Annotated in this window: 23 protein-coding genes; 11 read left to right on the forward strand and 12 right to left on the reverse strand. The window is 71.3% G+C overall.

The genetic code is table 11. The annotated features are described in order from the left end of the window. Positions 1 to 37: 37 nt before the first annotated feature. The 4 genes from KBX08_RS24865 to KBX08_RS24880 all read right to left on the reverse strand — a co-directional run bounded on the left by KBX08_RS24865 (position 38) and on the right by KBX08_RS24880 (position 3,415). The gene (locus KBX08_RS24865) at positions 38 to 451 is read right to left on the reverse strand and encodes an Asp23/Gls24 family envelope stress response protein (RefSeq protein ID WP_210785792.1); all 414 of its coding nucleotides are present in this window, start codon (positions 449 to 451) and stop codon (positions 38 to 40) included. Between the two features lie 59 nt (positions 452 to 510). Then, a complete protein-coding gene (locus tag KBX08_RS24870) occupies positions 511 to 930 on the reverse strand; it encodes an Asp23/Gls24 family envelope stress response protein (RefSeq protein ID WP_112584058.1) in 420 nt (139 codons plus the stop codon). 228 nt (positions 931 to 1,158) lie between these two features. Further along, a complete protein-coding gene (gene meaB, locus KBX08_RS24875; protein ID WP_210785793.1) occupies positions 1,159 to 2,160 on the reverse strand; it encodes a methylmalonyl Co-A mutase-associated GTPase MeaB in 1,002 nt (333 codons plus the stop codon). Between the two features lie 55 nt (positions 2,161 to 2,215). Further along, complete coding sequence (locus tag KBX08_RS24880) at positions 2,216 to 3,415, reverse strand: acetyl-CoA C-acetyltransferase (RefSeq protein WP_091405811.1); 1,200 nt, start codon at positions 3,413 to 3,415, stop codon at positions 2,216 to 2,218. Positions 3,416 to 3,476: 61 nt separating this feature from the next. Here KBX08_RS24880 and mce point away from each other — a divergent pair, with 61 nt between their 5' ends. The 4 genes from mce to KBX08_RS24900 all read left to right on the forward strand — a co-directional run bounded on the left by mce (position 3,477) and on the right by KBX08_RS24900 (position 9,585). Further along, a complete protein-coding gene (gene mce, locus KBX08_RS24885; protein ID WP_210785794.1) occupies positions 3,477 to 3,953 on the forward strand; it encodes a methylmalonyl-CoA epimerase in 477 nt (158 codons plus the stop codon). Between the two features lie 363 nt (positions 3,954 to 4,316). Then, a complete protein-coding gene (gene ccrA, locus KBX08_RS24890; RefSeq protein WP_210785824.1) occupies positions 4,317 to 5,672 on the forward strand; it encodes a crotonyl-CoA carboxylase/reductase in 1,356 nt (451 codons plus the stop codon). A 379-nt stretch (positions 5,673 to 6,051) separates the two neighbouring features. Further along, entirely contained in the window at positions 6,052 to 7,317 is a 1,266-nt protein-coding gene (locus KBX08_RS24895) for a DivIVA domain-containing protein (protein ID WP_091405818.1), read from the forward strand. Between the two features lie 177 nt (positions 7,318 to 7,494). Next, positions 7,495 to 9,585, forward strand: coding sequence for a hypothetical protein (locus KBX08_RS24900; protein ID WP_210785795.1), 2,091 nt, complete (start codon positions 7,495 to 7,497; stop codon positions 9,583 to 9,585). Between the two features lie 72 nt (positions 9,586 to 9,657). Here the strand turns inward: KBX08_RS24900 and KBX08_RS24905 are convergent, their stop codons facing one another. Beyond that, the gene (locus KBX08_RS24905) at positions 9,658 to 10,632 is read right to left on the reverse strand and encodes a hypothetical protein (RefSeq protein ID WP_210785796.1); all 975 of its coding nucleotides are present in this window, start codon (positions 10,630 to 10,632) and stop codon (positions 9,658 to 9,660) included. Positions 10,633 to 10,980: 348 nt separating this feature from the next. Here KBX08_RS24905 and KBX08_RS24910 point away from each other — a divergent pair, with 348 nt between their 5' ends. The 3 genes from KBX08_RS24910 (at position 10,981) to KBX08_RS24920 (ending at position 12,572) form a co-directional block, all read left to right on the forward strand. Then, positions 10,981 to 11,127 (forward strand): hypothetical protein, encoded by a 147-nt coding sequence (locus tag KBX08_RS24910; RefSeq protein WP_210785797.1) that lies wholly within the window; start codon positions 10,981 to 10,983, stop codon positions 11,125 to 11,127. Then, the gene (locus tag KBX08_RS24915) at positions 11,118 to 11,306 is read left to right on the forward strand and encodes a DUF397 domain-containing protein (RefSeq protein WP_210785798.1); all 189 of its coding nucleotides are present in this window, start codon (positions 11,118 to 11,120) and stop codon (positions 11,304 to 11,306) included. Before KBX08_RS24910 ends, KBX08_RS24915 begins: the two co-directional genes overlap by 10 nt. Before the next feature lie 165 nt (positions 11,307 to 11,471). Continuing rightward, positions 11,472 to 12,572 carry an AI-2E family transporter gene (locus tag KBX08_RS24920; RefSeq protein WP_210785825.1) on the forward strand — a complete coding sequence of 367 codons (1,101 nt, stop codon included), beginning with the start codon at positions 11,472 to 11,474 and terminating at the stop codon, positions 12,570 to 12,572. 27 nt (positions 12,573 to 12,599) lie between these two features. On the opposite strand, the gene KBX08_RS24925 is transcribed toward KBX08_RS24920, so the two are convergent. From KBX08_RS24925 to KBX08_RS24945, 5 genes are all read right to left on the reverse strand, one after another. Then, positions 12,600 to 13,409: an alpha/beta hydrolase gene (locus KBX08_RS24925; RefSeq protein ID WP_210785799.1), complete on the reverse strand. Its 810-nt coding sequence runs from the start codon at positions 13,407 to 13,409 to the stop codon at positions 12,600 to 12,602. A gap of 66 nt (positions 13,410 to 13,475) precedes the next feature. After that, on the reverse strand, positions 13,476 to 13,805 hold the full coding sequence (locus tag KBX08_RS24930; RefSeq protein ID WP_124821217.1) for an ATP/GTP-binding protein: 330 nt from the start codon (positions 13,803 to 13,805) through the stop codon (positions 13,476 to 13,478). A 98-nt stretch (positions 13,806 to 13,903) separates the two neighbouring features. Then, positions 13,904 to 15,694 (reverse strand): 3-hydroxyacyl-CoA dehydrogenase family protein, encoded by a 1,791-nt coding sequence (locus KBX08_RS24935; RefSeq protein WP_210785801.1) that lies wholly within the window; start codon positions 15,692 to 15,694, stop codon positions 13,904 to 13,906. Positions 15,695 to 15,820: 126 nt separating this feature from the next. After that, entirely contained in the window at positions 15,821 to 16,891 is a 1,071-nt protein-coding gene (locus KBX08_RS24940) for an alpha/beta hydrolase (RefSeq protein WP_210785802.1), read from the reverse strand. Between the two features lie 80 nt (positions 16,892 to 16,971). Further along, complete coding sequence (locus KBX08_RS24945) at positions 16,972 to 17,388, reverse strand: FHA domain-containing protein (protein ID WP_210785804.1); 417 nt, start codon at positions 17,386 to 17,388, stop codon at positions 16,972 to 16,974. Between the two features lie 256 nt (positions 17,389 to 17,644). Here KBX08_RS24945 and KBX08_RS24950 point away from each other — a divergent pair, with 256 nt between their 5' ends. Both KBX08_RS24950 and KBX08_RS24955 read left to right on the forward strand, forming a co-directional pair. Next, a complete protein-coding gene (locus KBX08_RS24950) occupies positions 17,645 to 19,141 on the forward strand; it encodes an aldehyde dehydrogenase family protein (protein ID WP_210785805.1) in 1,497 nt (498 codons plus the stop codon). An 80-nt stretch (positions 19,142 to 19,221) separates the two neighbouring features. Continuing rightward, complete coding sequence (locus tag KBX08_RS24955; protein WP_210785806.1) at positions 19,222 to 19,878, forward strand: methyltransferase domain-containing protein; 657 nt, start codon at positions 19,222 to 19,224, stop codon at positions 19,876 to 19,878. Positions 19,879 to 19,886: 8 nt separating this feature from the next. Here KBX08_RS24955 and nucS read toward each other — a convergent pair whose 3' ends face one another. Beyond that, positions 19,887 to 20,546, reverse strand: a complete 660-nt coding sequence (gene nucS / locus KBX08_RS24960; protein WP_112584054.1) for an endonuclease NucS — start codon at positions 20,544 to 20,546, stop codon at positions 19,887 to 19,889. 71 nt (positions 20,547 to 20,617) lie between these two features. Between nucS and KBX08_RS24965 the strand changes: the two genes are divergently transcribed. Further along, the gene (locus tag KBX08_RS24965) at positions 20,618 to 21,235 is read left to right on the forward strand and encodes a DUF4126 domain-containing protein (RefSeq protein ID WP_210785807.1); all 618 of its coding nucleotides are present in this window, start codon (positions 20,618 to 20,620) and stop codon (positions 21,233 to 21,235) included. A gap of 85 nt (positions 21,236 to 21,320) precedes the next feature. After that, complete coding sequence (locus KBX08_RS24970) at positions 21,321 to 21,617, forward strand: DUF1540 domain-containing protein (protein WP_210785808.1); 297 nt, start codon at positions 21,321 to 21,323, stop codon at positions 21,615 to 21,617. A gap of 54 nt (positions 21,618 to 21,671) precedes the next feature. On the opposite strand, the gene KBX08_RS24975 is transcribed toward KBX08_RS24970, so the two are convergent. Further along, complete coding sequence (locus KBX08_RS24975) at positions 21,672 to 23,678, reverse strand: protein meaA (protein ID WP_210785809.1); 2,007 nt, start codon at positions 23,676 to 23,678, stop codon at positions 21,672 to 21,674. Between the last annotated feature and the right edge of the window lie 124 nt (positions 23,679 to 23,802).

Genomic DNA, 23,802 nt, shown 5'->3' on the forward strand with positions numbered 1-23,802 from the left:
GGGGGGGGGGGGGGGGGGGGGGTGGGACCAGGACCGCTCAGGCTGGGGGTGTGGTGGGGGTTTCGCTGATCGCCAGGTCGTCGACCCGGATGTTGACCTCGTCGACCCGCAGCCCGAAGGTCTCGACCGCCTCGGTCACTCGAGCGCGCACCTGACCGCTGACCTCTGTCACCTGTCGACCGGCCTGGATCACCAACACCAGGTTGACCACGGCGGCGTCCCCGGTCACGTGGGCCGAGCAACCCCGCCGGGCGTCACCCACCTGGTCCAGCCCGACCCGGTCGAGAACCGCGTTGAAGAACCGGGCGACGTCCCCGCCCAGGTCGGCCACGCCGGGCACCGCGCGGGCCGCCGCGACGGCGATCTTCTCGATCACCTCGTCGGCGACCTGCGTCGTCCCGCCGGCCGGCACCGACGCCCTGGTCAGCTCCCGCGTTGCTTCCAGGTCCACAGTCGCTCCCTGCTCCTCACACCACCGAGTCAGCCGTCAGATTGTCGGGCAGCCACGCGTCAGGCTCCGGCTGCCGCCCCCGGCTGGTTCAGCTCGATGTCGTCCACAGTGACGTTGACCTGGGTGACAGTCAGGCCGTACTTCTCCACCGCTTCGATCACCGCGGCCCGCACCGCCTCGGTCACGTCGGCCACGACGTGCCCGGCGTCGATCACCAGGACCACGTTGATGACGGCCGAACTGCCCTTCACGTCGGCCGACACGCCCCGCCGAGCGTCGCCCACCTCGTCCAGGCCGATCTTGTCCAGCACGCTGTTGAAGAACCGGGAAACATCGCCGCCGAGATCGGCGACACCGGGCACGGCACGAGCGGCCGTACCGGCGATCTTCTCCACGACCTCGTCGGAAACCGACGTGACACCCCGGGCCGCGCCCGTCGCGGGCTGCACTGCACCGGCGTTCTCCACCGCGTCCGTCATGATCACATCTCCCCTGGTCCCGGTGAATTGTGGACCGACCGGCTCGTCAGCCCGCTTCGCGGAAGCCCCGCTTGCGGCCACGCGCGGCGAGCCTACTAAAACCAGAGGGACCTTCGCTTGCAGGCGTGCAGCGCGCCCGACCGGCCGCACGGGCGACGGCGTCCGTCCGCACCGGACGGTGCCGATCGGGTTCCACCATGTGGACGCGCCGGCCGGCAGGTCGCCGGGTCAGCGTGCGAGCTGGGCGAGCAACTCGTCCGCCGCCGTGTACGGGTCGGTAGCGCCCTCGGCAACCTTGGTGGCGAGCGTGGCCAACTCCGTACCGTCGCGCAGTGAGCCGATCCGGGAACGGAGGGTGCCGAGCGCAATCGCCTCGATCTCGGCGGCGGCCCGCGCCTCCTGGCGGCGGCGCAGCTCGCCGTGCTCGATTAGCCAGCCCCGGTGCTTGTCGATGGCGGCGGCGATGTCGTCGATGCCCTCGCCGCGCGCGGCGACCGACCGGACCACCTGGGGCCGCCACTGCCCCGGTCCGCGCTCACCGAGCGCGATCATGCCCTGGATGTCACGGACGGTGGCGTCGACGCCGTCCCGGTCCGCCTTGTTGACCACGAACACGTCGGCGATCTCCAGGATGCCGGCCTTGACCGCCTGGATCGCGTCGCCCATCCCGGGTGCGAGCAGCACCAGCGTCGTGTCGGCGAGCGAGGCGACCTCCACCTCGGCCTGCCCGACGCCGACCGTCTCCACCAGCACCACGTCGCAGCCGGCGCCCTCCAGCACCCGGACCGCCTGCGGTGTGGCCGCGGCCAGCCCGCCGAGGTGGCCCCGGCTGGACATCGACCGGATGTAGACGCCCGGATCGGTGGCGTGGTCCTGCATCCGCACCCGGTCACCGAGGATCGCTCCGCCGGTGAACGGGCTGGACGGGTCGACAGCCAGCACGCCCACCCGGTGCCCGCGCGCCCGCAGCGCGCGGACCAGCTCGTTCGTGGTGGTCGACTTGCCCACCCCGGGCGAACCGGTCAGCCCGACCACCTGGGCCTGCCCGGCGTACGGCGCCAGCGCCGCGGCGATCTCCGGCAACAGCGCGTCACCGTTCTCCACCAACGTGATCAGGCGAGCCACCGCGCGGGGGTCGCCCGTGCGGGCCCGCTCGACCAGCAGCGGTACGTCCCGGCTGCGGCGCACCGACGTGGTGCCCGCTGCCGGGACGTGCTCAGCCTCGCTCACCGCGTCACCCCCGTTCGCGACCGCGGGGCTCGCGGGACCGGCTCGCTCCTGGTGCTCACTGGCTGGTCTCGGCCTTGCCCGGCACGTGGATGATCAGCGCGTCGCCCTGGCCACCGCCGCCACACAGCGCGGCCGCGCCGGTGCCACCGCCGCGCCGCTTCAGCTCCAGGGCGAGGGTCAGTACGAGACGCGCGCCGGACATGCCGATCGGGTGCCCCAGCGCGATCGCGCCGCCGTTGACGTTGACCTTGTCCGGGCTGATCCCGAGGTCCCGGGTGGACTGGACACCGACCTGCGCGAACGCCTCGTTGATCTCGATGAGGTCCAGGTCCGCCACGCTCAGGCCACCCTTCTTCAGGGCGTGGTTGATGGCGTTGGACGGCTGCGAGTGCAGGGAGTTGTCCGGGCCGGCCACGTTGCCGTGCGCACCGATCTCGGCCAGCCAGGTCAGCCCCAGCTCCTTCGCCTTGGCCTTGCTCATCACGAGCACCGCGGCGGCGCCGTCGGAGATCGGCGACGAGCTGCCGGCGGTGATGGTGCCGTCCTTGGCGAAGGCGGGACGCAGCTTGGCCAGCGACTCGACAGTGGTGTCCGGGCGGATGCCCTCGTCCTCGGTGATCACCAGCGGGTCACCCTTGCGCTGCGGGATGACCACCGGAGCGATCTCGTCGGCGAAGTGGCCGTTCTTCTGCGCGGCGGCGGCCCGCTGGTGGCTGGCGGCGGCGAAGGCGTCCTGCTCCGCGCGGGAGATGCCGTGCCTGGCACCGAGTCGCTCGGTCGACTCGCCCATCGAGCAGCAGTCCCAGGCGTCGCTGAGCCCGTCGTGCGCCATGTGGTCCTTGACCACCACGTCGCCGTACTTGTAGCCGGTGCGCTGGCCCATCAGCAGGTGCGGGGCGTTGGTCATCGACTCCATGCCGCCGGCCACCACGATGTCGAACTCGCCGGCGCGGATCAGCTGGTCGGCCAGGGCGATCGCGTCCAGGCCGGAGAGGCAGACCTTGTTGATGGTCAGCGCCGGCACGGACATCGGCACGCCGGCCTCGACCGCCGCCTGCCGAGCCGGGATCTGACCGGTGCCGGCCTGCAACACCTGGCCCATGATCACGTACTGGACCTGGTCCGGGCTGACGCCGGCACGTTCCAGCGCCGCCTTGATGGCGATCCCGCCGAGCTTCGTGGCCGGGAGGTCCTTGAGGTTGCCCAGCAGCCGGCCCATCGGGGTCCGCGCGCCGCTGACGATCACCGAAGCCATGCCTGCCTCCGAGGGGGTGCCGAGCTGTACGCCTTAACGATTGTTCGGCCAGACTAGCGCCATGGCAGAGAACTCCCCCGTCGAGCCCGGTGCGGACTACGTCACAGACATCGGGCTTCGCAAGATTGACCACGTCGGGATCGCCGTGGCCGACCTGGACGCCGCGATCGACTTCTACCAGCGGACGTTCGGGATGCGCTGCGTCCACGTGGAGACCAACACCGAGCAGGGCGTCCGGGAAGCGATGCTGGCCGTCGGGCCGACCACCGAGGGCGGCTGCGTGCAGTTGCTCGCCCCGCTCACCCCGGAGTCGACGATCGCGAAGTTCCTGGACCGCAACGGGCCGGGCGTGCAGCAGGTCGCGTACACCGTGGTGGACATCGACGCGGCCTGCGCGGCGCTGCGCGAGCGTGGCGTGCGCCTGCTCTACGACGCTCCGAGGCGTGGCACCGCGGACAGCCGGATCAACTTCGTCCACCCCAAGGACGCCGGAGGCGTCCTCGTCGAACTGGTCCAACCCGCCCCCACCCCCCACTGACCGACCCCCCTGCCCCGCCCTCACCCCCTGCCCCGCCCTCACCCCCTGTTGATCAAGAGGTTTGCGTCATCCTGCGCCGCGCAGATGACCGAAAACTCTTGATCAGCGAGGGGTAACGGCCGTCGGACGCCGGGTGCGCGCACGTCAGTGCGCGGTTGGCGCTGTGGTCGGACACCTTCACGCATCGGCGGATGCAGTTTTTCACAGAGGACTTCCCGGCCTAGCTACCGTTCAGTAACGTCCGGCCCCACAGGAGCGCGACCGGTGCCGGATGTGTCGAATGCCGACATGGCGGTCGTGCCCACCGGCGCCGACGATGGCAGCACCCGGGCCCGTGCGGGTGCGGATGAACCGGAGGTCACCGTGCAGGACATCCTCGAAGCGATCATGGCGGCGGAGGAATCGAACGATCCGGACCGCGAACTCGCCGGCCTCGCCGGGCTGCCCGTACCGGAGAGCTACCGGGGCGTGGTGGTCCGCGCCGAGGAAGCCCGGATGTTCGACGGCATGGCCACCCGGGACAAGGACCCGCGCAAGGCCCTGCACGTGCAGGAGGTGCCGACGCCGGAGCTGGCGCCGGGCGAGGCGCTGGTCGCGGTGATGGCCAGCGCGATCAACTACAACACGGTGTGGACCAGCATCTTCGAGCCGCTGCCCACCTTCAAGTTCCTGGAGCGCTACGGCCGCGTCTCCGAGCTGACCCGCCGGCACGACCTGCCGTACCACGTGGTCGGCTCGGACGCGGCGGGCGTGGTGCTGCGCACCGGCCCCGGGGTGACCCGCTGGGCCCCCGGCGACGAGGTGGTCGCGCACTGCCTCTCCGTCGAGTTGGAGGACGCGGCCGGTCATGACGACACGATGCTCGACCCGCAACAGCGGATCTGGGGCTTCGAGACCAACTTCGGCGGACTGGCCGAGCTGGCGGTGGTCAAGGCCAACCAGCTGATGCCCAAGCCGCGGCACCTGAGCTGGGAGGAGGCGGCCAGTCCCGGGCTGGTCAACTCCACCGCGTACCGGCAGCTCGTCTCGCACCACGGCGCCAACATGAAGCAGGGCGACGTCGTGCTGATCTGGGGCGCCTCCGGCGGCCTCGGTGGGTACGCCACCCAGATGGCGCTCAACGGCGGCGCGATTCCGGTCTGCGTGGTGTCCTCACCGGAGAAGGCCGAGCTGTGCCGCAAGATGGGCGCGGAGCTGGTCATCGACCGGGCCGCGGAGGGCTTCCGCTTCTGGAAGGACGAGGAGACCCAGGACCCGGACGAGTGGCGGCGCTTCGGCGAACGGATTCGCGAGCTGACCAGCGGCGAGGACCCGGACATCGTGTTCGAGCACCCGGGCCGGGAGACGTTCGGCGCCAGCGTCTACGTGGCCCGGCGCGGCGGGACCATCGTCACCTGCGCCTCCACGAGCGGCTTCCTGCACCAGTACGACAACCGCTACCTGTGGATGCACCTCAAGCGGATCGTGGGCAGCCACTTCGCCAACTACCACGAGGCGTGGCAGGCCAACCGCCTGGTGGCGCTCGGCAAGGTGCACCCGACGGTGTCCCGCACCTACCCGCTGGAGCAGACCGGCCAGGCCGCGTACGAGGTGCACCGCAACGCCCACCAGGGCAAGGTCGGCGTACGCTGCCTCGCACCCACCGACGGGCTGGGCGTGCGCGACGGAGAGTTGCGGGCCCGGCACGAGGACGCGATCAACCGGTTCCGGGGTCACTGACCGGCGCCGCCGGCCCGGGGTCGGCGCCGCCGGCCCGGGGTCACTGACCGGCGCCGCCGGCCTCGGGGGCGTCGACCGGCATCCGGAGCGCCGAGGCGGGCCCCGGCCGGACGGTGGAACGCCGGATGACCATTGCGCTGATCGCTCATTGTTCTTCCGCCCCCATTAGCGGATAAGCCACCCGGATCGAACAAAGGGCCTCGGGGTAACCCCGGGGCCCTTTTCCGCGTCACGCTGCGTGGCGTCCGACCCGCCGGGACCTGCCAAGATCGCCGATTGGTCCAACCTCGCCGATCGCGGGAGTTGACCATGTAAAGAGGGCACGAAAGCTTCGCACCGCTCTTGCGAAGCACCCTGGGGCGTCTGCCAGTATGTCCCAATGCCCCAGCAGCAGTCCTCCCCTCTCGCGTTCTTCGATAACGCGAACTCGCAGCCAGATTTCACCGTTGGCCTGCGCGGATACAACACCCATCAGGTCGACGACTTCCTCGGCCGGATGACCGCCGCGCTGACCCAGTCCGAGCAGGCCCGTGCCGAGGCCGAGCAGCGGATGAACGACGCCCAGCGTCGGCTCCGCCAGGCCGAGCAGCGCATGAGTGCGCTGGAGCAGAAGCTCACCGACACGAACAAGCAGCTCGAAGAGAACAGCCGACCCACCCTCTCCGGGCTCGGCACGCGCGTCGAGCAGATCCTCCGGCTCGCCGAGGAGCAGGCCAACGACCACCGCAACGAGGCCAAGCGCGAGTCGGAGGGCATTCTCTCCGCCGCCCGCCTCGAGGCCCGCGAGATCACCGACAAGGCCCGCGCCGAGGCCGCCGCCATGAAGGCGAGCGCCGAGCGCGAGGCGGGCAACCTGCGCACGGCCGCCGAGCGCGAGGCCGCCGAGGTCCGGGTGCAGGCTCGCCGCGAGGCCGACACGCTGCGCGCCGACGCCGACCGGGAGACCAAGCAGCTGCGTACGGTCACCGCGCACGAGGTGGCCGAGCTGAAGTCGACAGTCGAGCGGGAGGTCGCCACCCTGCGGGCCACCGCAGAGCGGGAGATCACCCAGCAGCGGGCGAAGGCCGCCCGCGAGGCTGAGGAGAAGCGCGCCGAGGCGACCAAGCTGCTCACCGATGCGCGGGACAAGCGCGACAAGGACCTGCAGGCCCTGGAGCTCCAGCTGGCCGAGCGGCGGGAGAAGGCCGAGCGCGAGGAGTCCGAGCGGCACGCCGCCCAGGTCGCGCAGACCCAGAAGATGGTCAGCGAGGCCGAGCAGCGTGCCCGGGCCGCGCAGGAGCGGGCCAAGGAGATCGAGCAGCGCGCCGAGGCGCGGCGGGTCGAGTCGGAGCGCAACGCCGCCGAGACGGTCGACAAGGCCAAGGCCCACTCGGAGAAGACCCTCAACGAGGCGAAGGCCGAGTCGCAGCGCCTGCTCACCGAGGCTCGCACCGAGGCGGAGCTGACCACGCAGGCCGCCCGCCGCGAGGTCGAGGACCTCACCCGGCAGAAGGACGCTGTCACGTCGCAGCTGGGTCAGATGCTCTCCGGCCTCGCCGGCATCGTTCCGGGAATGCCGGCGCAGGCCGCTCCGGCTGCCAAGCCGGAAGCAGCCAAGAAGACCGATGGCGGTCAGGAGCGGGTGCCCGCGGAGACCGCCGGCTGACGCGAGGCGTCAGGTCGGGGCATCGACGGCGCGAGGTGACACCGGGTAACCGGTGCCACCTCGCGCCGTATGCGTTTCCTAACCCCGGGTATCCGTTGACCGCAACGGAGTGAAGTAGCTCCCACAAGGCCCGTCCGTATCGCCCCAGCAGGGCCCGTTGCGTGTGAGGATGGGGGCATGTCGCACGGCGAGGAACTGTTCGCTCTCGGCGGGGACGTGACGACGGAGCCCAGCTTCGAGTCCGCTCTGCGGGGGTACGAGAAGAAACAGGTCGACCGTTATGTCGCACGTGCTGAGCACGAGATCGCGACCCTCGCCTCCGAACGGGAACAGGCGTATACACAGATCCACAAGCTCGCCGGCCAGGTCGAGGTTCTCCAGCGCGACCTGACCCAGGTGCGCAAGCAGATGAACGTCGTCGACCGGGCGTCGTTCCGGCACCTCGGCCCGCGGGTCGAGTCGATCCTCACTCTCGCCGAGGAACAGGCGGAGCAGATCCTCGGCGACGCGAACGGGGAGATCGAGGCCCGTCGTGCCGCGGCCGAGCACATCATCGAGGAGGCCCGCGAGCAGGCCGCGCGGGCGCTGAAGGACTTCGAGATCGCCCTCGCCGCCCGACGCGCGGAGGAGGAGCGGCACAGCGCCGCGCAGCGGGCCGAGGCGAACGCGGCCCTGCGGTCGGCCAAGGACGAGTCGGCGCAGTTGCGCAAGGCCGCGCAGGACGCTCTGGCGAAGGCCCAGCAGGAGGCCACCCAGCTACGGGATTCCGCCAAGGAGATCCACACCCGGGCCCAGCAGGAGGCCACCAAGCTGCGCGAGACGGCCCGCGAGACGCTGGCCAACGCCCGGCAGGAGGCCAGCGACCTGCGCGATGCCGCCAAGGAGGTGCATGCCAAGGCGCTCCAGGAGGCCAAGCGGCTCACCGACACCGCGACCGAAGCCGGGCGGGCCACCCACGCCAAGGCGCAGCAGGAGGCCAAGCAGATCATCGACGACGCGTCGATGGCCGGGCGGGCCACCCGCGCCAAGGCGCAGCAGGAGGCCGAGCGGCTGACGACGCAGGCAACCGAGTCGGCGAAGCGCAGCCGGGCCGAGACCGAGGCGTACGTGCAGCGCATGCGCACCGAGACCGAGGCGTACGTGCAGCACACCCGGGCGCAGACCCAGCAGGAGCTGGGCGCGTGGCGGGCCGGGGTGGAGCAGGAGGTCAACTCCCGTCGGGAGGCGGCCGACCGGGAGTTGGCGCAGCGGCGGTCCGCGGCCGAGCAGGAGTTCGCCAAGCGCCGCGACGAGCTGGACAAGCAACACGCGGCGCGCCAGCAGGAGTTGGAGGCCGGACTCGCCAGCCGTCAGCAGGAGCTGGAGAGCGGGTTCACCACCCGTCGGGACGAGCTGGAAACCGAATACTCCACCCGGAAGAACGAGCTGGAGACCGAGTACACGGCTCGCAAGAACGAGATCGAGCAGGGCGCGGCCGGCGTCCGTCAGGCAGCCGAGCGGGACGCGGCGGCGCTGCGCCAGCGGTCCGAGGCGGAGGCCGCCGATCTGCTGAGCCGGGCCGAGGCCGAGGCCAGCGACAAGCGCCGCAAGGCCGACGAGCATGTCGCGGGGTCCCGACGGCAGTTCGAGGAGTACGCGGCCACCACGCAGCAGCACCTGGCCACCACCCAGCAGCACCTGGCGGCGACCCAGCAGGAGTCGGCGGCGGGCCGTCAGCAGTTGGCCCAGGTGATGTTGGAGATCGCCCAGGCCCAACAGCAGTTGGCGGATCTTCGGCAGGAGACCTGGAAGGCCCGGCAGGAGTCCGACGAGCTTCAGCGTCAGATGTCCGAGCTGCGGTTGCAGAGTGTCGCCGGTCCGATCGACGGCCCGACCGCGCCGGCCGGCGACGCCGGCGCGAGCGAAGGCGTGTCCGGTGGTGGGGACGACGGCGTGAGCGTTGCCGCCGGCGCGACCTCCGGATCGGGTGCGGGCGCCGGGCTGAAGACGGAGCCCGCCGACACCAGGCAGCCGGTGAACGCCGCTGCGGAGGAGTCCGGGCAGTCCACGACGCGGCCGGTGGCCGAGCCGATGACCACAGTGGACGGTGGCACGGCGAGCGCCGGGGTGGACGGGGAGCCGACAGTGGCCGCCGTTCCGGGCGAGGGTGGTCGGGGCGCCAAGCCCACCAAGATCACTAGCACCGGTGAGAACGGCAAGCGACCCACCAAGCCGACCACCGACGAGCGCAGCGCCAAGCCCAGCAAGGTCACCATCGAGAAGGAGTGACGGGCACCCGCCCGTCGAAGCTTCGAAATCTTGGACACTTTCCGTCATCGGTTGACGGAAAGTGTCCAAGATTCACTTTTGCGTCGGGTGGCGTAGGGGCGTGGTGGGGGTCCAGCCGGCCGCGATGAGGGCGCGCCGGACGGTGTCGGCGACCTCGTCCGGGCGGGCGCGGACCAGCCAGGCCGGGAAGCGCAGAATCCGGTCGCCGCTGGTCCAGACGTCGTTCTGCCGACGCATGTCGGCCGCCCACTGCTTGGCGTCCATGTGGTGCGCGCCGTCGATCTCCACCTGCACCCGCCACTCCCGCCAGTACGCGTCCAGCCAGCGGTTCCGGCCGGCCGCGTCGACCCGGTGTTCCTGCAGGTCCGGGGCGGGCAGCAGGTGCCTGCGGCACAGCCGCAGGAAGTCGATCTCCGAGAGCGCCTGTGCGCCGCCCGCGATGTCGCTGACGGTCTGCCCGATCAGCCGCCGACGGGGGGCCCGAGGGAGGACGTCGAGCACCGCCTGCAACTCCTCGGGCAGCACCCGGCGTTGCTGGCAACCGGCAGCCAGCACCGACTGCGCCTCGTCCACGCCGGCCGCCCAACCCGCCGCGTCCACCAGGGCCCGCGCCGTCGTGGTACGCGGTGGGCGGGCACGTTGAACATGGGCCTCGGGGAGAACCGTCGTGCGGTGGACCAGGACGGCGGGCATGTCGATCGGAAGTCGACGCAGGCTGGCCCGCGCGGCACGGCGGGCTGCCGGCACCAGCACGTGCACCGGCTCGCGTCGCAGTCCTCGTACCCCGGCTTCGGCGGCGGCGGACACCCCGGCCAGCACCGCCCCCGGCCCGGCCGCCAGCACCGCCACCCAGAGTTGTTGGTCGCGGGTGAGCCGACCGTTTCCGGCCAGCAGGATCCCGCGGCAGATCGACCGCCACCGACCGGAGCGAATCCGGCCCCGCACCCGCCCCTCGCTGAGCAACCCGGCGACCTGCGCGGTCGTCAGCACGCCCGCCTGCTCGAAGGCGAGCCAGTCGAGTGCGTCGGCGTCATCGGCGGGCAGCATCCGGACAGCTTTCGCCCTTGAGCGCCGCCCCACCACCAGATCTTGGACAGTTCCCGTCACGGCCTAACGGAACTGTCCAAGATCTGCACGGATTCGGCGCGCCTGGACGACGTCCGGGGTGGGTGGGGTCCTCGCCGAACTCCGCTTGCAGCAGCCGGGCGTTCTTGCGGGGCCACGGCCGGCCGTCGGCCCGGCAGCACCACATGGGTCGCAGCGGAGTGTGCGGCGTCCGCGCGCCGCAGGGGCGGGGATACGCCGGGGGTACGGCCCAAGCCGCTGGGGCCGTGGGGCCGACTTTCCGGACCGTTCAATCTGGCCCGAGGCGCCGACGGTGGTTGGGTGGGGCACATGGAGCATCAGATTGACGGTCTCGTGGTCGATGGCGACCATGAGGTGGCTACGCTGCTGGCGCGTTGGGAGATGATCAGAAACGGTGCGTTCTCTCGCCGCCAGTCGATCGAGCTGATGAAGGAAGTTGTGACCTCATGGACCTGACCGGCGCGCTCTGGCGCACGTCCAGCCGTAGCGGCAACGGAGAGTGTGTCGAGGTGGCGGACAACCTGGCCGAGGTCGTGGGGGTGCGGGACAGTAAGGACCCGGCCGGCCCGGTGCTGGTGTTCGTGCCCGCCGCGTGGCGGGCGTTCGTGGCCGTCGCCCGTCGTCCGACGGTCTGAGCCGGGAGGTCCCTGGTGCCACAGCACGACCCGTCCGGCGACGAGCCGAACGTGACCCCCGGTCCCCCGCCAGCCGAAACCCCACAGCCGGCGGAGACGCCACCGTCGGCGGAAGCGCAGCCGACGGAGGCGCGGGCGGCATCGTCGGCGGAGACGCCACCCCCGGTGCCGGTCCCCGCCCCCGGGGTCGACCCGGATGAGCCACCGGCGGTCCCGTCCGGAAAGTTCGGCACACCGGGGCGGCCACTGCGCCGCAGCAGTTTCCTGCTCGGCTTCACCGGTGCGCTGGGCGTGCTGCTGGCGTACACCCTCTATCTGGGGATTCGCAATGCCGGCGGCATCCTCGTGCTGGTGGTGATCGCGCTCTTCCTCGCGATCGGCCTCAACCCGGCGGTGGTCCGACTGGGCCGCTGGGGTGTGCCGCACGGCCTGGCGGTGGCGGGGGTCGCCCTGACCGTGGTGCTGCTGCTCTGCGGCGGGGTGGTGGCGCTGGTTCCGCCGATCGTCACCCAGTCGGGGCAGTTCATCGACCAGATCCCGAGCTTGCTCGACCAGTTGCGCCGCAACCCGACGGTCAATGACCTGGTGGAGCGGTACGACGTGGTGGAGCGGGTGCAGGGCGCGGCCAACGCGGAGACGGTCGGACGGGCGCTCGGCGGGGTGCTGGGCGGCGCACAACTGATCTTCGGCACGGTGTTTCGGACGCTGACCGTGCTGGTCCTGACCATCTACTTCCTGGCGTACTTCGACAAGCTGCGTTCGCTGGGCTACTCGTTGGTGCCCCGGTCGCGGCGGCAGCGGGTGCAGCTGATCGGTGACGAAATATTGGCCAAGGTTGGCTCCTACATGGTCGGCGCGCTGAGCATCGCGGTGCTGGCCGGCGCGACCACCTTCGTCTTCGCCCTGATCGTCGACCTGCCGTACCCGTTCGCGCTGGCCGTGGTGGTCGCGGTGACCGACCTGATCCCGCAGATCGGCGCCACCCTGGGCGCGGTGATCGTGAGTCTGGTCGGCTTCGCCGCCGACCTGCCGACCGGCATCGCCTGCGCGGTCTTCTTCCTGATCTACCAGCAGGTGGAGAACTACCTCATCTACCCGAAGGTGATGCGGCGTTCGGTGGAGGTCAACGAGGTGGCCGCCCTGTTGGCCGCGCTGCTCGGGGTGGCGCTGCTGGGTGTGGTGGGCGCGCTGATCGCCATCCCCACTGTGGCCGCGCTGCAACTGATCCTGCGCGAGGTGGTGCTGCCCCGCCAGGAGCGCCGCTGAGCGTCAGCCGGGCCGGGAACGGGCGGGTCAGTCCGCCTTGGTGGCGGCCGGGCCGGGGACGGGGGTGTCGGCGAAGGCGGCCACCGTGCGGTCGGCGTACGCGCTGACGTCGCCGGCCTCCATCGGGCCGTCCCAGGTCGTCGGAAGCGGCACCTCGACGGCCGGGTTGACCCGCCGGACGATCTGGTCGAGCACCGTCTCCGCGTCGCCCACCCACAGGTGCTTGGCGCCCGGCACCCCGACCACCTCGGCCTGCGGTACGGCGGCGAACCGCTCCCGCGCTTCGGTGGGGCGTAGGTAGTCGTCGAACTCCGGCACCAGCGCCACCAGCGGCCGCCCCGAGTTGGCCCAGGTGGCCAGGTCCTCGGGGGCGGAGAAGCGCAGCGGCGGGGAGAGCAGGATCGCCCCGGCGATCGTCGGGTCGCAGCCGTACTTCAGCGCCAGGTCGGTGCCGAACGACCAGCCGACGAGCCAGATGTTGGGCAGCTCGGCGAACTCCGCGTACTCGATGGCGGCGGCCACGTCGTACCGCTCGCCCACCGCGCCGTCGAAGGCTCCCTCGCTGGTGCCGCGCACGCTGCTGGTGCCCCGGGTGTTGAACCGCAGCACCGCCAGGTCGGCCAGCGCGGGCAGCCGCCAGGCCGCCTTGCGGAACACATGGCTGTCCATCATTCCGCCGTGGGTGGGCAGCGGGTGCAGGCAGACCAGGGTGGCCACCGGCGGCCGGTCGGCCGGCAGGGCCAGCTCACCGACCAGCCGCAGACCGTCGGCGGTGTGCAGCTCGATGTCCTCCCGGCGGCCGGGCAGGATCGACGACGCGCGGATCGCTGTGCTCACCACCCAAGTCTGTCGCGAAGTCGCCGCCACCGCCCGCCCAGGCACGAACAGGGTGACCCAGGTCGCTCAGTAGCGCGGGGAGCCCCGGCCACGCTGCACCGCCGGGCCGCGCCGCTCCCGGGCCCGCCAGCAGCCGCTGTGCCAGTGCCGCCGGTCGGTCAGGTCACCCAGGCCGTCCGCCGGCCAGGCCACCAGGTGGGCCACCCCAGGTGGGATCTCCTGGTTACAACCGGGGCAGCGGTACGTCTTGACCGACGCGCCCGCGCCGATGCCGCGTACCTGCCAGGCGCCGTCGGTCCACTGCTGCACCGAGGCGACGCCCTGGCGGACCCGGTCGGCGTCCAGGTTGGCGTTCTCGTCCCGGCGAGGGCGGTTGCGACGGGGGCTCACAGTCACCAAGGTTACGGTCACTCCCAGCTGGCCGGCTCGCCACGGTCGTCGGCGACCCGGAGCCCCGCCGAAACCGTGCTGACCTCCGCATCGTGGGCGACCGGTCAGCGGTGCGAGTGGTCGCGGAAGCCGCGGCGGGTCTTGCGGCCCAGGTAGCCGGCGGTGACCAGGTGCTCCAGCAGCGGCGCGGGCGCGAAACCCGGCTCTCGCAGTTCCAGGTACAGCTCGCGCTGGATGGCCAGGGAAACGTCCAACCCGACCACGTCGAGCAGCTCGAACGGGCCCATCGGGTAGCCGCAGCCCAACTTCATGGCGTGGTCGATGTCGTCGGCCGTCGAGTAGCTGGCCTCCAGCATCTTCACCGCGTCGTTCAGGTACGGGAAGAGCAGCGCGTTGACGATGAAGCCGGACCGGTCGCCGCAGACCACGCCGGTCTTGCCGAGCGCGGCGCAGACGGCGCGGGCGGTGGCGGTGGCCTCCGGGGAGGTGCGGATGGTGCGGACGACCTCGACCAGCGGCATCACCGGGGCCGGGTTGAAGAAGTGCAGCCCCACCACGTCGGCCGGCCGCTGGGTGGCCATCGCCACGTCGATCACCGGCAGCGACGAGGTGGTGGTGGCCAGCACCACACCCGGCTTGCAGATCTCGTCGAGGCTGGCGAAGAGAGCCTTCTTGACGCTCAACTCCTCGACGACCGCCTCGACCACCAGGTCGACGTCGGCGAGATGGTCGAGCGTGGCGGACCAGCTGATCCGGCCCAGGGCGGCGTCCCGGTCGGCCTCGGCGAGCTTGCCGCGCACCACGCCCTTGTTCAGCGAGGTCTTGACCGCCTCGCAGACCTTCGCGGACTTCTCCATGCCGCGGGTCACCGAGACGACCTCGTAGCCGGCCTTCGCGAAGACCTCGATGATCCCGGTGGCCATGGTTCCGGAGCCGACCACGCCGACCTTCGCGATGGCGCGCGCGCCGTCGGCGAGCGCGGCGTCCGTGGCGAGCGGCGTCGCCTCGTCCGGTACGACCACCGGGGAGCCGGGCCGCTCGTAGGTGTAGAACCCCCGGCCCGACTTCCGGCCGAGCAGCCCTGCCGTCACCATCTGCTTGAGCAGCGGCACCGGGGCGTGCCGGCGGTCCCGCCCGCCGCGCCGGTACATGGTGTCCAGGATCTCGTACGCGGTGTCCAGGCCGATCAGGTCCATCAACGCCAGCGGGCCCATCGGCAGGCCGCAGCCGAGCTTCATGGCGGCGTCGATGTCCTCCCGGGTCGCGTAGTGCGACTCGAACATGGCGACCGCGTGGTTGAGGTAGCCGAAGAGCAGCGCGTTGGCGATGAAGCCGGCCCGGTCGTTGATGGTGACGTCGACCTTGCCGAGCCGGGCGCAGAGCGCCTCCACGTCGGCGACCACCTCGGGTGCGGTGACTACCGTGCGGACCACCTCGACCAGCTTCATCACCGGGGCCGGGTTGAAGAAGTGGATGCCGATCACCTGGTTGGGGCGGCTGGTGGCGACGGAGATCTCGGTGACGCTCAACGACGAGGTGTTGGTGGCGAGGATCGTCTCCGGTCGGCAGACCCGGTCCAGCTCCGCGAAGATCCGCTGCTTGAGGTCCAGGTGCTCGGGCACCGCCTCGATGACCAGGTCGACGGAGTGCAGCGCGTCCAGCCCGACCGCGAAGTGCACCCGCTCGTGCAGGGCGTCGCGGTCCGCCTCGGCGAGCTTGCCCTTGGCGACCGCCCGGTCGGTGGAGCCCTTCAGGGTGGCCTGGCCGCGCTCCAGCGCCGGCGCGGAGATTTCCACTGCCACCACGTCGATGCCGTTGCGGGCGAAGACCTCGACGATGCCGGCACCCATGGTGCCCAGCCCCACCACACCAACGGTGCTGAACTCGCGCGCCACGACCGGCCTCCCCAGAGACTCCGCACGACCACTGAACGGCCGCTAAGGTTATGCGCGCGAGTCTGCCACGTGACGGTGAGTTGTCGAGACGCCGTGGCATATTTCACCCACGGCCCAGCGGCGCCGCTACCCGGCCGCCACGCTGGTCAGGGCCAACAACTCCGCGACGAACTCCGCCGGGCGCTCCAGGTGCGGGCTGTGCCCGCAACCGGGCAGCACCACCTCGTGGTACGCGCCGCCGGCCGCCGCGTACCGGTCGAGCACCGCCCGGGTCTGGCCGACCATCGGCTGCGGTGGGCAGGCGTCCGCGCCGGGCCAGCCGGGCACGAGATCCAGCGAACCCAGGTACGCCAGGTCGAAGAGCGAGGTGTCCGAGACGATGACGTCGACGTCTCCACGTACCCAGGTGACCGGCGGTTTCTCGGCGACGGCCACCAGCTCGTCGGCGAGCCGGAACCAGGTCGGCGCGAGCGCGTTGAGCACCCCGCGCTCCCCCGGCGCGGTGCCCGGCCAGTTCTCCGACGGCACCGCCGTGCCCGGGTAGTTGTCGTCCCCGGTGGCGGTGGAGAGCACTGTGTCCAGCAGCAGTTCCTCGTCAGTGCCCAGCGAGGCGGGATCGGCGACATAGGTGGCTCGCAGCACGGCGCGCGGGCTGGCCGGCGCGTCAGTGCTCCGGTCACCGGCCGCGAGGCGGGCCACGAAGTCCGGGTTCGCCGTGCCGGCGCCGGTGCCGGCGAAGTCGGCTGTGGTCGGCGTACCGGTCAGGTCGCGGGTGCCGCCGAAGCCGTACGGGGAGACCGGTGCGGCGAGCAGCAACGCCCCCACCCGGTGCGGATGGTCGACCAGCAGGCGCATCGCCACCCCGCCGCCGAGGGAGTGCCCGACCACCACCGGGCGCGCCTCGGCGTCGAAGAGCGTCGGGTCGTCCAGCAGTGCGGCCACGTCGTCGGCGAAGTCCCGCAGGCCCCGGGTGGCGTCCACCGGGGCGGTCGCGGAGTCGCCGTACCCCCGCAGGTCGGGGGCGACCACCCGCAGCATCGGTGGCAGACGGCGGACCAGCGGCTCCCAGAACAGCGCTGACGAGCAGTTGCCGTGGATCAGCAGCACCGGTGTGCCGTCCGGCGAGCCGGCCACCCGTACCGCCTGGGTGATGCCGTTCGCCGTCACGATCCGCTGCTCGGTCTCCATCCGCGGCATGGTGCCACGGGTGTCCCCGCCGGTCCAGGTGTCGGACCGCCACCCAACGGAGCTACCCGGTGTGGCGGACCGCCAGGCGATCAGCGACGCGAGCCCGGTGGCGCGGCCAGCGGCAGCGGCAGCGTCGGTCGGACGTCGCGCCGGGACGGGCCGAAGCTGAGCCCCACCGGGTCGGTGAGCGCCACCCCGGGGTCGAACAGGCGCAGTTCGGTGCGGCCCAGCCGGATCACGTCACCGTCGGAGAGTCGTTCCACCTCGGTGATCCGCCGGTCGTTGAGCCAGGTGCCGTTGGTGGAGCCCAGGTCCCGCAGGGACGGGCCCTCCGGTGCCAGCCACACCTCGGCGTGGCGACGGCTCAGGTGCGGGTCGTTGATGACCACCTGACCGGTCGGCGCTCGGCCGATCACCTGTATCTCGGCTCGCATACGAAAGCTCGCGCCGCGCATCGGTCCACCCGCGACCGTCAACAGCGGCATCAGTTCCGGAAGTTCCTCCATGGACAGTCAGCCCTCCACCCCACACCGTCACTCCGCGCGTCAGCTTGCCATCAGACGGTAGTCGTCAATACCGACCGGCCGGTCAGCCTCTCGTCACCTCCCGGCCACCTGCCGTTCGACGATTCGGGCGGGCCGCATCCGTCACCAACGCCCTGACCTGCACTGATCAACGATCGGCCGGGTTGGTGCGACGCCGCTCCCCCGCCCCGAATCGGGGACCCTACCGGCGAGTAATCCTCGGGTCTAGACTTCCGCCATGACGGCAGTGCATATCCCGGGCGTTCCGGTCATCGACGCGGGCCACTTGGTTTCCACCAGCCCGGCGACCGGCGCCGAGGCCGGTCGCCTCCCGGTCGCCACCGACGCCGACGTACGGCAGGCCGTCGACAGCGCCCGCGCCGCCGGCGAGTGGTGGGCGGGCCTCGGTTTCACCGGCCGCCGCCAGCGGATGCTGCGGTGGCGTGCGCTGCTCGCCAAGCGCATCGAGCAGTTGGCCGAGTTGGTGCACGTCGAGGGCGGCAAGCCGGTCGCCGACGCCATCGTCGAGATCGTCACGGCGATCGAGCACATCGACTGGGCCGCCCGCAACGCCGGCCGCGTGCTCGGTCCACGCCGGGTGCGGTCCCGGCTCATCCTGGCCGAGTTCTCCGGGCACCTCGAATACCAGCCGTACGGGGTGGTCGGCGTGATCGGGCCGTGGAACTATCCGGTCTTCACGCCGATCGGCTCCGCCGCGTACGCCCTCGCCGCCGGCAACGCCGTGGTGCTCAAGCCGAGCGAGTACACGCCCGCCGTCGGCCAGTGGCTGGTGGACAGCTTCGCCGAGGTGGTGCCCGAGCAGCCGGTGTTCACCGCCGTGCACGGGCTGGGCGACGTGGGCGCGGCGCTGTGCCGCTCCGGCGTCAACAAGTTGGCCTTCACCGGCTCCACCGCCACCGCCCGAAAGGTGATGGCCGCCTGCGCCGAGACGCTGACCCCGGTGCTCATCGAGGGTGGCGGCAAGGACGCCATGATCGTGGACAGCGACGCCGACCTGGACGCGGCCGCCGAGGCGTGTGTCTGGGGCGGTATGACCAACGCCGGCCAGACCTGCATCGGCATCGAGCGGGTGTACGCGGTCGACGCCGTCTTCGACGCCTTCGTCGACAAGGTGGTGACCCGCGCCGGTCGGTTGACGGTCGGGCCGGAGGGCACCGACATCGGCCCGATCACCATGCCCAAGCAGATCGACGTGATCCGCCGACACATCGACGCCGCCATCACGTCCGGCGGGCGCGCCGTGCTCGGCGGCCCGAGCGCCGTGCAACCGCCGTACGTCCACCCCACAGTGCTGGTGGACGTACCGGAGGAGTCCGCTGCCGTCCGCGAGGAGACCTTCGGTCCCACGCTGACCATCAGCCGGGTCCGCGACGCCGACGAGGCCGTCACCCGCGCCAACGCCCTGTCGTACGGCCTCGGGGGTTCGGTCTTCGGCCGACGGCGTGCGGTGACCATCGCCCGGCGACTGCGCTCCGGGATGGCGTCGATCAACTCCACGCTGACCTTCGCCGGCATGTCCACCCTGCCGTTCGGCGGTGTCGGCGACTCCGGCTTCGGACGGATCCACGGGGAGGACGGCCTGCGTGAGTTCGGTCGGTCCAAGGCGATCACCCGACGTCGTGCCCGGTCGCTGCTGCCGTCGATGACCTTCGAGCGCACCCCCGCCGACGTGGCCCGACTCGTCAAGGCCATCAAGGTCATGTACGGGAGGTAAGTGTCGGATAACCGATCATCAACAAGGATCGGCGTATCCACATGTTTATACACCGTGGTCACGGCGGTACATTGCGTTAAATGGGCCCCAATCGATTGCGTTACCGCCTTGTCGACAGTGACCAGTCGTGGAGCGCCCGACGGCGTCGGCACCGCTCGGACTGGCTGGCGCGCACCTTTCCCGACATCGGCGACATGCACGTGGTCGACCTCGGTGGCCGGCTCGGCACCTGGCACCGCGCCACCGTCCGACCGGCCCGGGTGACAGTCGTCAACCTGGAGCAGCCGCCCGCCGTCGTCCCGGATTGGGCCCACGTCGAGCAGGCCGACGCCTGCGACCTGCCCCCGCACCTCACCAAGGGCAGCTTCGACCTGGTCTTCTCGAACTCGGTGCTGGAGCACGTGGGCGGGCACGAACGGCGGATCCGCTTCGCCGCCGCCGCCCGCTCACTGGCCGACCGGCACTGGGTCCAGACGCCCTACCGCTACTTCCCCATCGAGCCACACTGGATCGCGCCCGGCATGCAGTTCCTGCCGGTACGACTGCGCACCGCGTTCGCCCGACGGTGGCCGCTGGGGCACAAGCCGACCCGCAGCCACGACGCCGCCATCCACCAGGTGCTCTGGACCGAGTTGTTGGACCGCTCGCAGATGCGTCACTACTTCCCCGACTCGACGATGCTGGTGGAGCGGGTGTTCGGTCTGCCGAAGTCACTGATCGCGGTGCGCACCGGGTAGGACGCCGGTCAGAAAAGGGTCAGCTCGTCCTTCACGATGCCGCGCAGCTTGTCGTAGTCCACCACCACACACCGGATGCCCCGGTCGGTGGCGAGCACCCGGGCCTGCGGCTTGATCTCCTGGGCAGCGAAGACCCCGACGACGGGGCTGAGCAGCGGGTCACGGTTCATCAGCTCGAGATAGCGGGTCAACTGCTCCACGCCGTCGATGTCGCCACGTCGCTTGACCTCGACGGCGACCGAGCCCGAGTTGGCATCCCGGCACAGCAGGTCGACCGGGCCGATCGCCGTCATGTACTCGCGGCGGACCAGCGTGAACCCCTCACCCAGGGCACCCGGGTTGGCGGCCAGCAACTCCTGGAGGTGCGCCTCCACTCCGTCCTTGCGCAGGCCCGGATCCACACCCAACTCGTACGAGGTGTCCTGGAAGATCTCCTCCAGGGTGATCCGCAGCTCCTCGCCAGCCTTGTTGACGACCCGCCACACGCCGGGGGCCTCCTCCAACCGGCACGGCGGGCTCATCCAGTTCAACGGCTTGTACGCCCGGTCGTCGGCGTGAATAGACACCGACCCGTCCGCCTTCACCATCAGCAACCGGGTGGCCAGCGGCAGGTGAGCCGAGAGCCGTCCGACATAGTCCACCGAGCACTTCGCAATGACCAACCGCACCCGACGAGGGTAGCCGAGCACCCACCGGTCGCCAGCGAGCGGCACTGGCGCGTCGGTGCGATGCTGAGACCGTGTTCGAAGTCCTCACCGGCACCGGTCTCGCCGCCTCGGCGGGGCTGAACGCCTACATACCCCTGCTCATCCTCGGCCTGCTCGGCCGTTACACCGACCTGATCGACCTGCCCAGCGGCTGGACCTGGCTCGGCAACGGCTGGGTCATCGCCATCATGGCCGTGCTGCTCGCCGTGGAGATGGTGGCGGACAAGGTGCCGGTGGTCGACCACATCAACGACGTGGTGCAGACAGTGGTCCGACCCACCGCCGGTGGCCTGGCCTTCGGCGCCGGCTCCTCGTCGGAGACGGTGACGGTCAGCGACCCAGGGAGCTTCTTCTCGTCCCACCAGTGGGTGCCGGTCGTCACCGGCGTACTGCTGGCGTTGGGCGTGCACCTGCTCAAGTCCGCGGCCCGCCCGGTGATCAACGCGACCACCGCCGGAATCGGCGCCCCGGTCGCCAGCACCGCCGAGGACGCCACCAGCGTGGTGGTCTCCCTGGTGGCGATCATCCTGCCGGTGCTGGTGCTCGTCGTCCTGGTCGGCCTGGCGTTCTTCACCTTCTGGTTCTTCCGTCGTCGATCCGAACGACGCCGCGAACGAGAGGCCGCCCGCGTCGCCGGCTTCCGCGTCTGACGCGGCGGATCGGCGGCCCGCGATACCGGGGCTCCACGGGTCGACAAAAGCCTAGTATCGGGGCAAGAGCCTAGAGGAGGTCGGCATGACCGCAGCGTTGGAGATGCCCCGAGTCCAGGAATGTGTGGTCGCCGCGTGCGCGTACAACCAGGCAGGTGACTGCCACGCCTTCGCGATCACCATCGGCAGCATGGATCACGCCCACTGCCACACCTTCGTCGAGTCGCCCGTCCGGGGCGGCGTGGAGAGCCTGATCGCGCAGGTGGGCGCCTGCCAGCGCGCCGACTGCCGGCACAACGAGCAGCTGGAGTGCCACGCGGCGTCGATCAGGGTCGGCCCGGACAACGACATGGCCGACTGCATGACCTACGCCGGCCGCTGACCCACACTGGCCGCTGACCCACGCCGGCCGGCGACCTGCCGGGACAGCGCTCGATCAGGGCAGGTCGTTGGCGTGACGGATGACCGTCACCAGGTCGTCGATGATGCCGGTGAGGGCGAAGTCCTTCGGGGTGAAGACCCGGGCGACCCCGGCCGCCCGGAGGGTGTCCGCGTCACTGGCCGGGATGATGCCGCCCACCACCACCGGCAGGTCGGCCCGGCCGGCGGCGCGCAGCCCGTCGAGCACCGCGGGCACGGCGGCCAGGTGCGACCCGGAGAGCACGGAGAGCCCGACCAGGTCGACGTCCTCCTCGACGGCGGCGGCGACAATCTGCCCCGCGGTCAACCGGATGCCCTGGTAGACGACCTCGAAGCCGGCGTCGCGGGCGCGTACCGCGATCTGCTCCGCGCCGTTGGAGTGCCCGTCCAGGCCGGGTTTGCCGACCAGCAGCCGCAGCCGGCCGCTGCCCAGCTCCCGCGCGGTGGCGGTGACCCGCTCGCGGACCGCCACGAGGCCCGGCTCCCCACCACCGCCGGTGGCACCGGCCAGGCCGGTCGGTGCCCGGTACTCGCCGAAGACCTGGCGCAGCGCGCCGGCCCACTCGCCGGTGGTCACCCCGGCCCGCACACACTCCAGGGTGGCCGGCATCAGATTGGTGGTGGTCGCGGCGTCCGCGCGCAGCCGGGCCAGCGCCGCGTCGACGCCGGCCGCGTCCCGGTCGGCCCGCCACCGGCGTACGCCGTCCACGGCGGCCGCCTCGACCGCGGGATCGACCTGCTCGACCGCGTCCGCGCCTGCGGCGGTCAGCGGGGAGGGTTCGGTGGCGGTGTACCGGTTGACCCCGACCACCACGTCGGCACCGGACTCCATCCGGCGACGGCGCTCGGCCAGCGACGCGACAAGCGCGCTCTTGAGGTAGCCGGTCTCCACTGCGGCGACGACGCCGCCCAGCTCCAGCACCTTGTCCAGCTCGACCCGCGCCCCGGTGACGACCTCGTCGACGAGCGCGGTCATCACGTGCGAGCCGGCGAAGAGGTCGGGATATTCGAGCAGATCCGACTCGTACGCCAGGACCTGCTGCATCCGCAGCGACCACTGCTGGTCCCACGGGCGGGGCAGGCCGAGCGCCTCGTTCCAGGCGGGCAGCTGGACCGCGCGGGCCCGGGCGTCGCGGGACATCGTCACGCCGAGCATCTCCAGCACGATGCGCTGGATGTTGTTCTCCGGCTGCGCCTCGGTGAGGCCGAGCGAGTTGACCTGCACCCCGTAGCGGAACCGCCGTTGTCTGGCGTCGGTGACCCCGTACCGGTTCCGGGTGATCTCGTCCCAGAGCGCGCCGAACGCGCGCATCTTGGCGATCTCCTCGACGAAGCGCACCCCGGCGTTGACGAAGAACGAGATCCGCTGGACCACGTCGCCCATCCGCTCGGCCGGGACCTGGCCGGAGTCCCGGACCGCGTCGAGCACGGCGACCGCTGTGGCCAGCGCGAAGCCGACCTCCTGCACGGGCGTGGCGCCGGCCTCCTGGAGGTGGTACGAGCAGATGTTGACCGGGTTCCACCGGGGCATCTCGCGCAGCGTGTACGCCACCACGTCGGCGGTGAGCCGCAGCGACGCCGCCGGCGGAAAGATGTAGGTGCCCCGGGACAGGTACTCCTTGATGATGTCGTTCTGGGTGGTGCCGGCGCAGCGGGCCAGGTCGGCGCCCTGCTCCAGCCCGACGGTGCCGTACAGGGCGAGCAGCCACATCGCCGGGGCGTTGATGGTCATCGAGGTGTTCGTGTCGGCGAGCGGGAGACCGTCGAAAAGCGCCCGCATGTCGCCGAGGTGGGCCACCGGCACGCCGACCCGCCCGACCTCGCCGGCGGCGAGTTCGTGGTCCGGGTCGTACCCGGTCTGGGTGGGCAGGTCGAAGGCGACCGACAGGCCGGTCTGCCCCTTCGCCAGGTTGCGGCGGAAGAGGGCGTTGGTCGCCGCGGCCGACGAGTGGCCGGCGTAGGTGCGCATCACCCACGGGCGGTCCCGCTCGGGCAGCCGCCCCGGGAATGCCGTCTCATCCATGGCCGGAGTCTAAGTTACCGTTCAGTAAAAGGAGCTGTGGAAAACCACACAGGTCCATGTCGGGGACGACCGGGTGGCAAGCGCCCGCAGTGGCGTGGACCGCCACACCCCGGGCACCACCCGG

The sequence above is a fragment of the Micromonospora sp. H61 genome, assembly GCF_018070325.1.
In the GTDB taxonomy this organism is placed as follows: domain Bacteria; phylum Actinomycetota; class Actinomycetes; order Mycobacteriales; family Micromonosporaceae; genus Micromonospora; species Micromonospora salmantinae.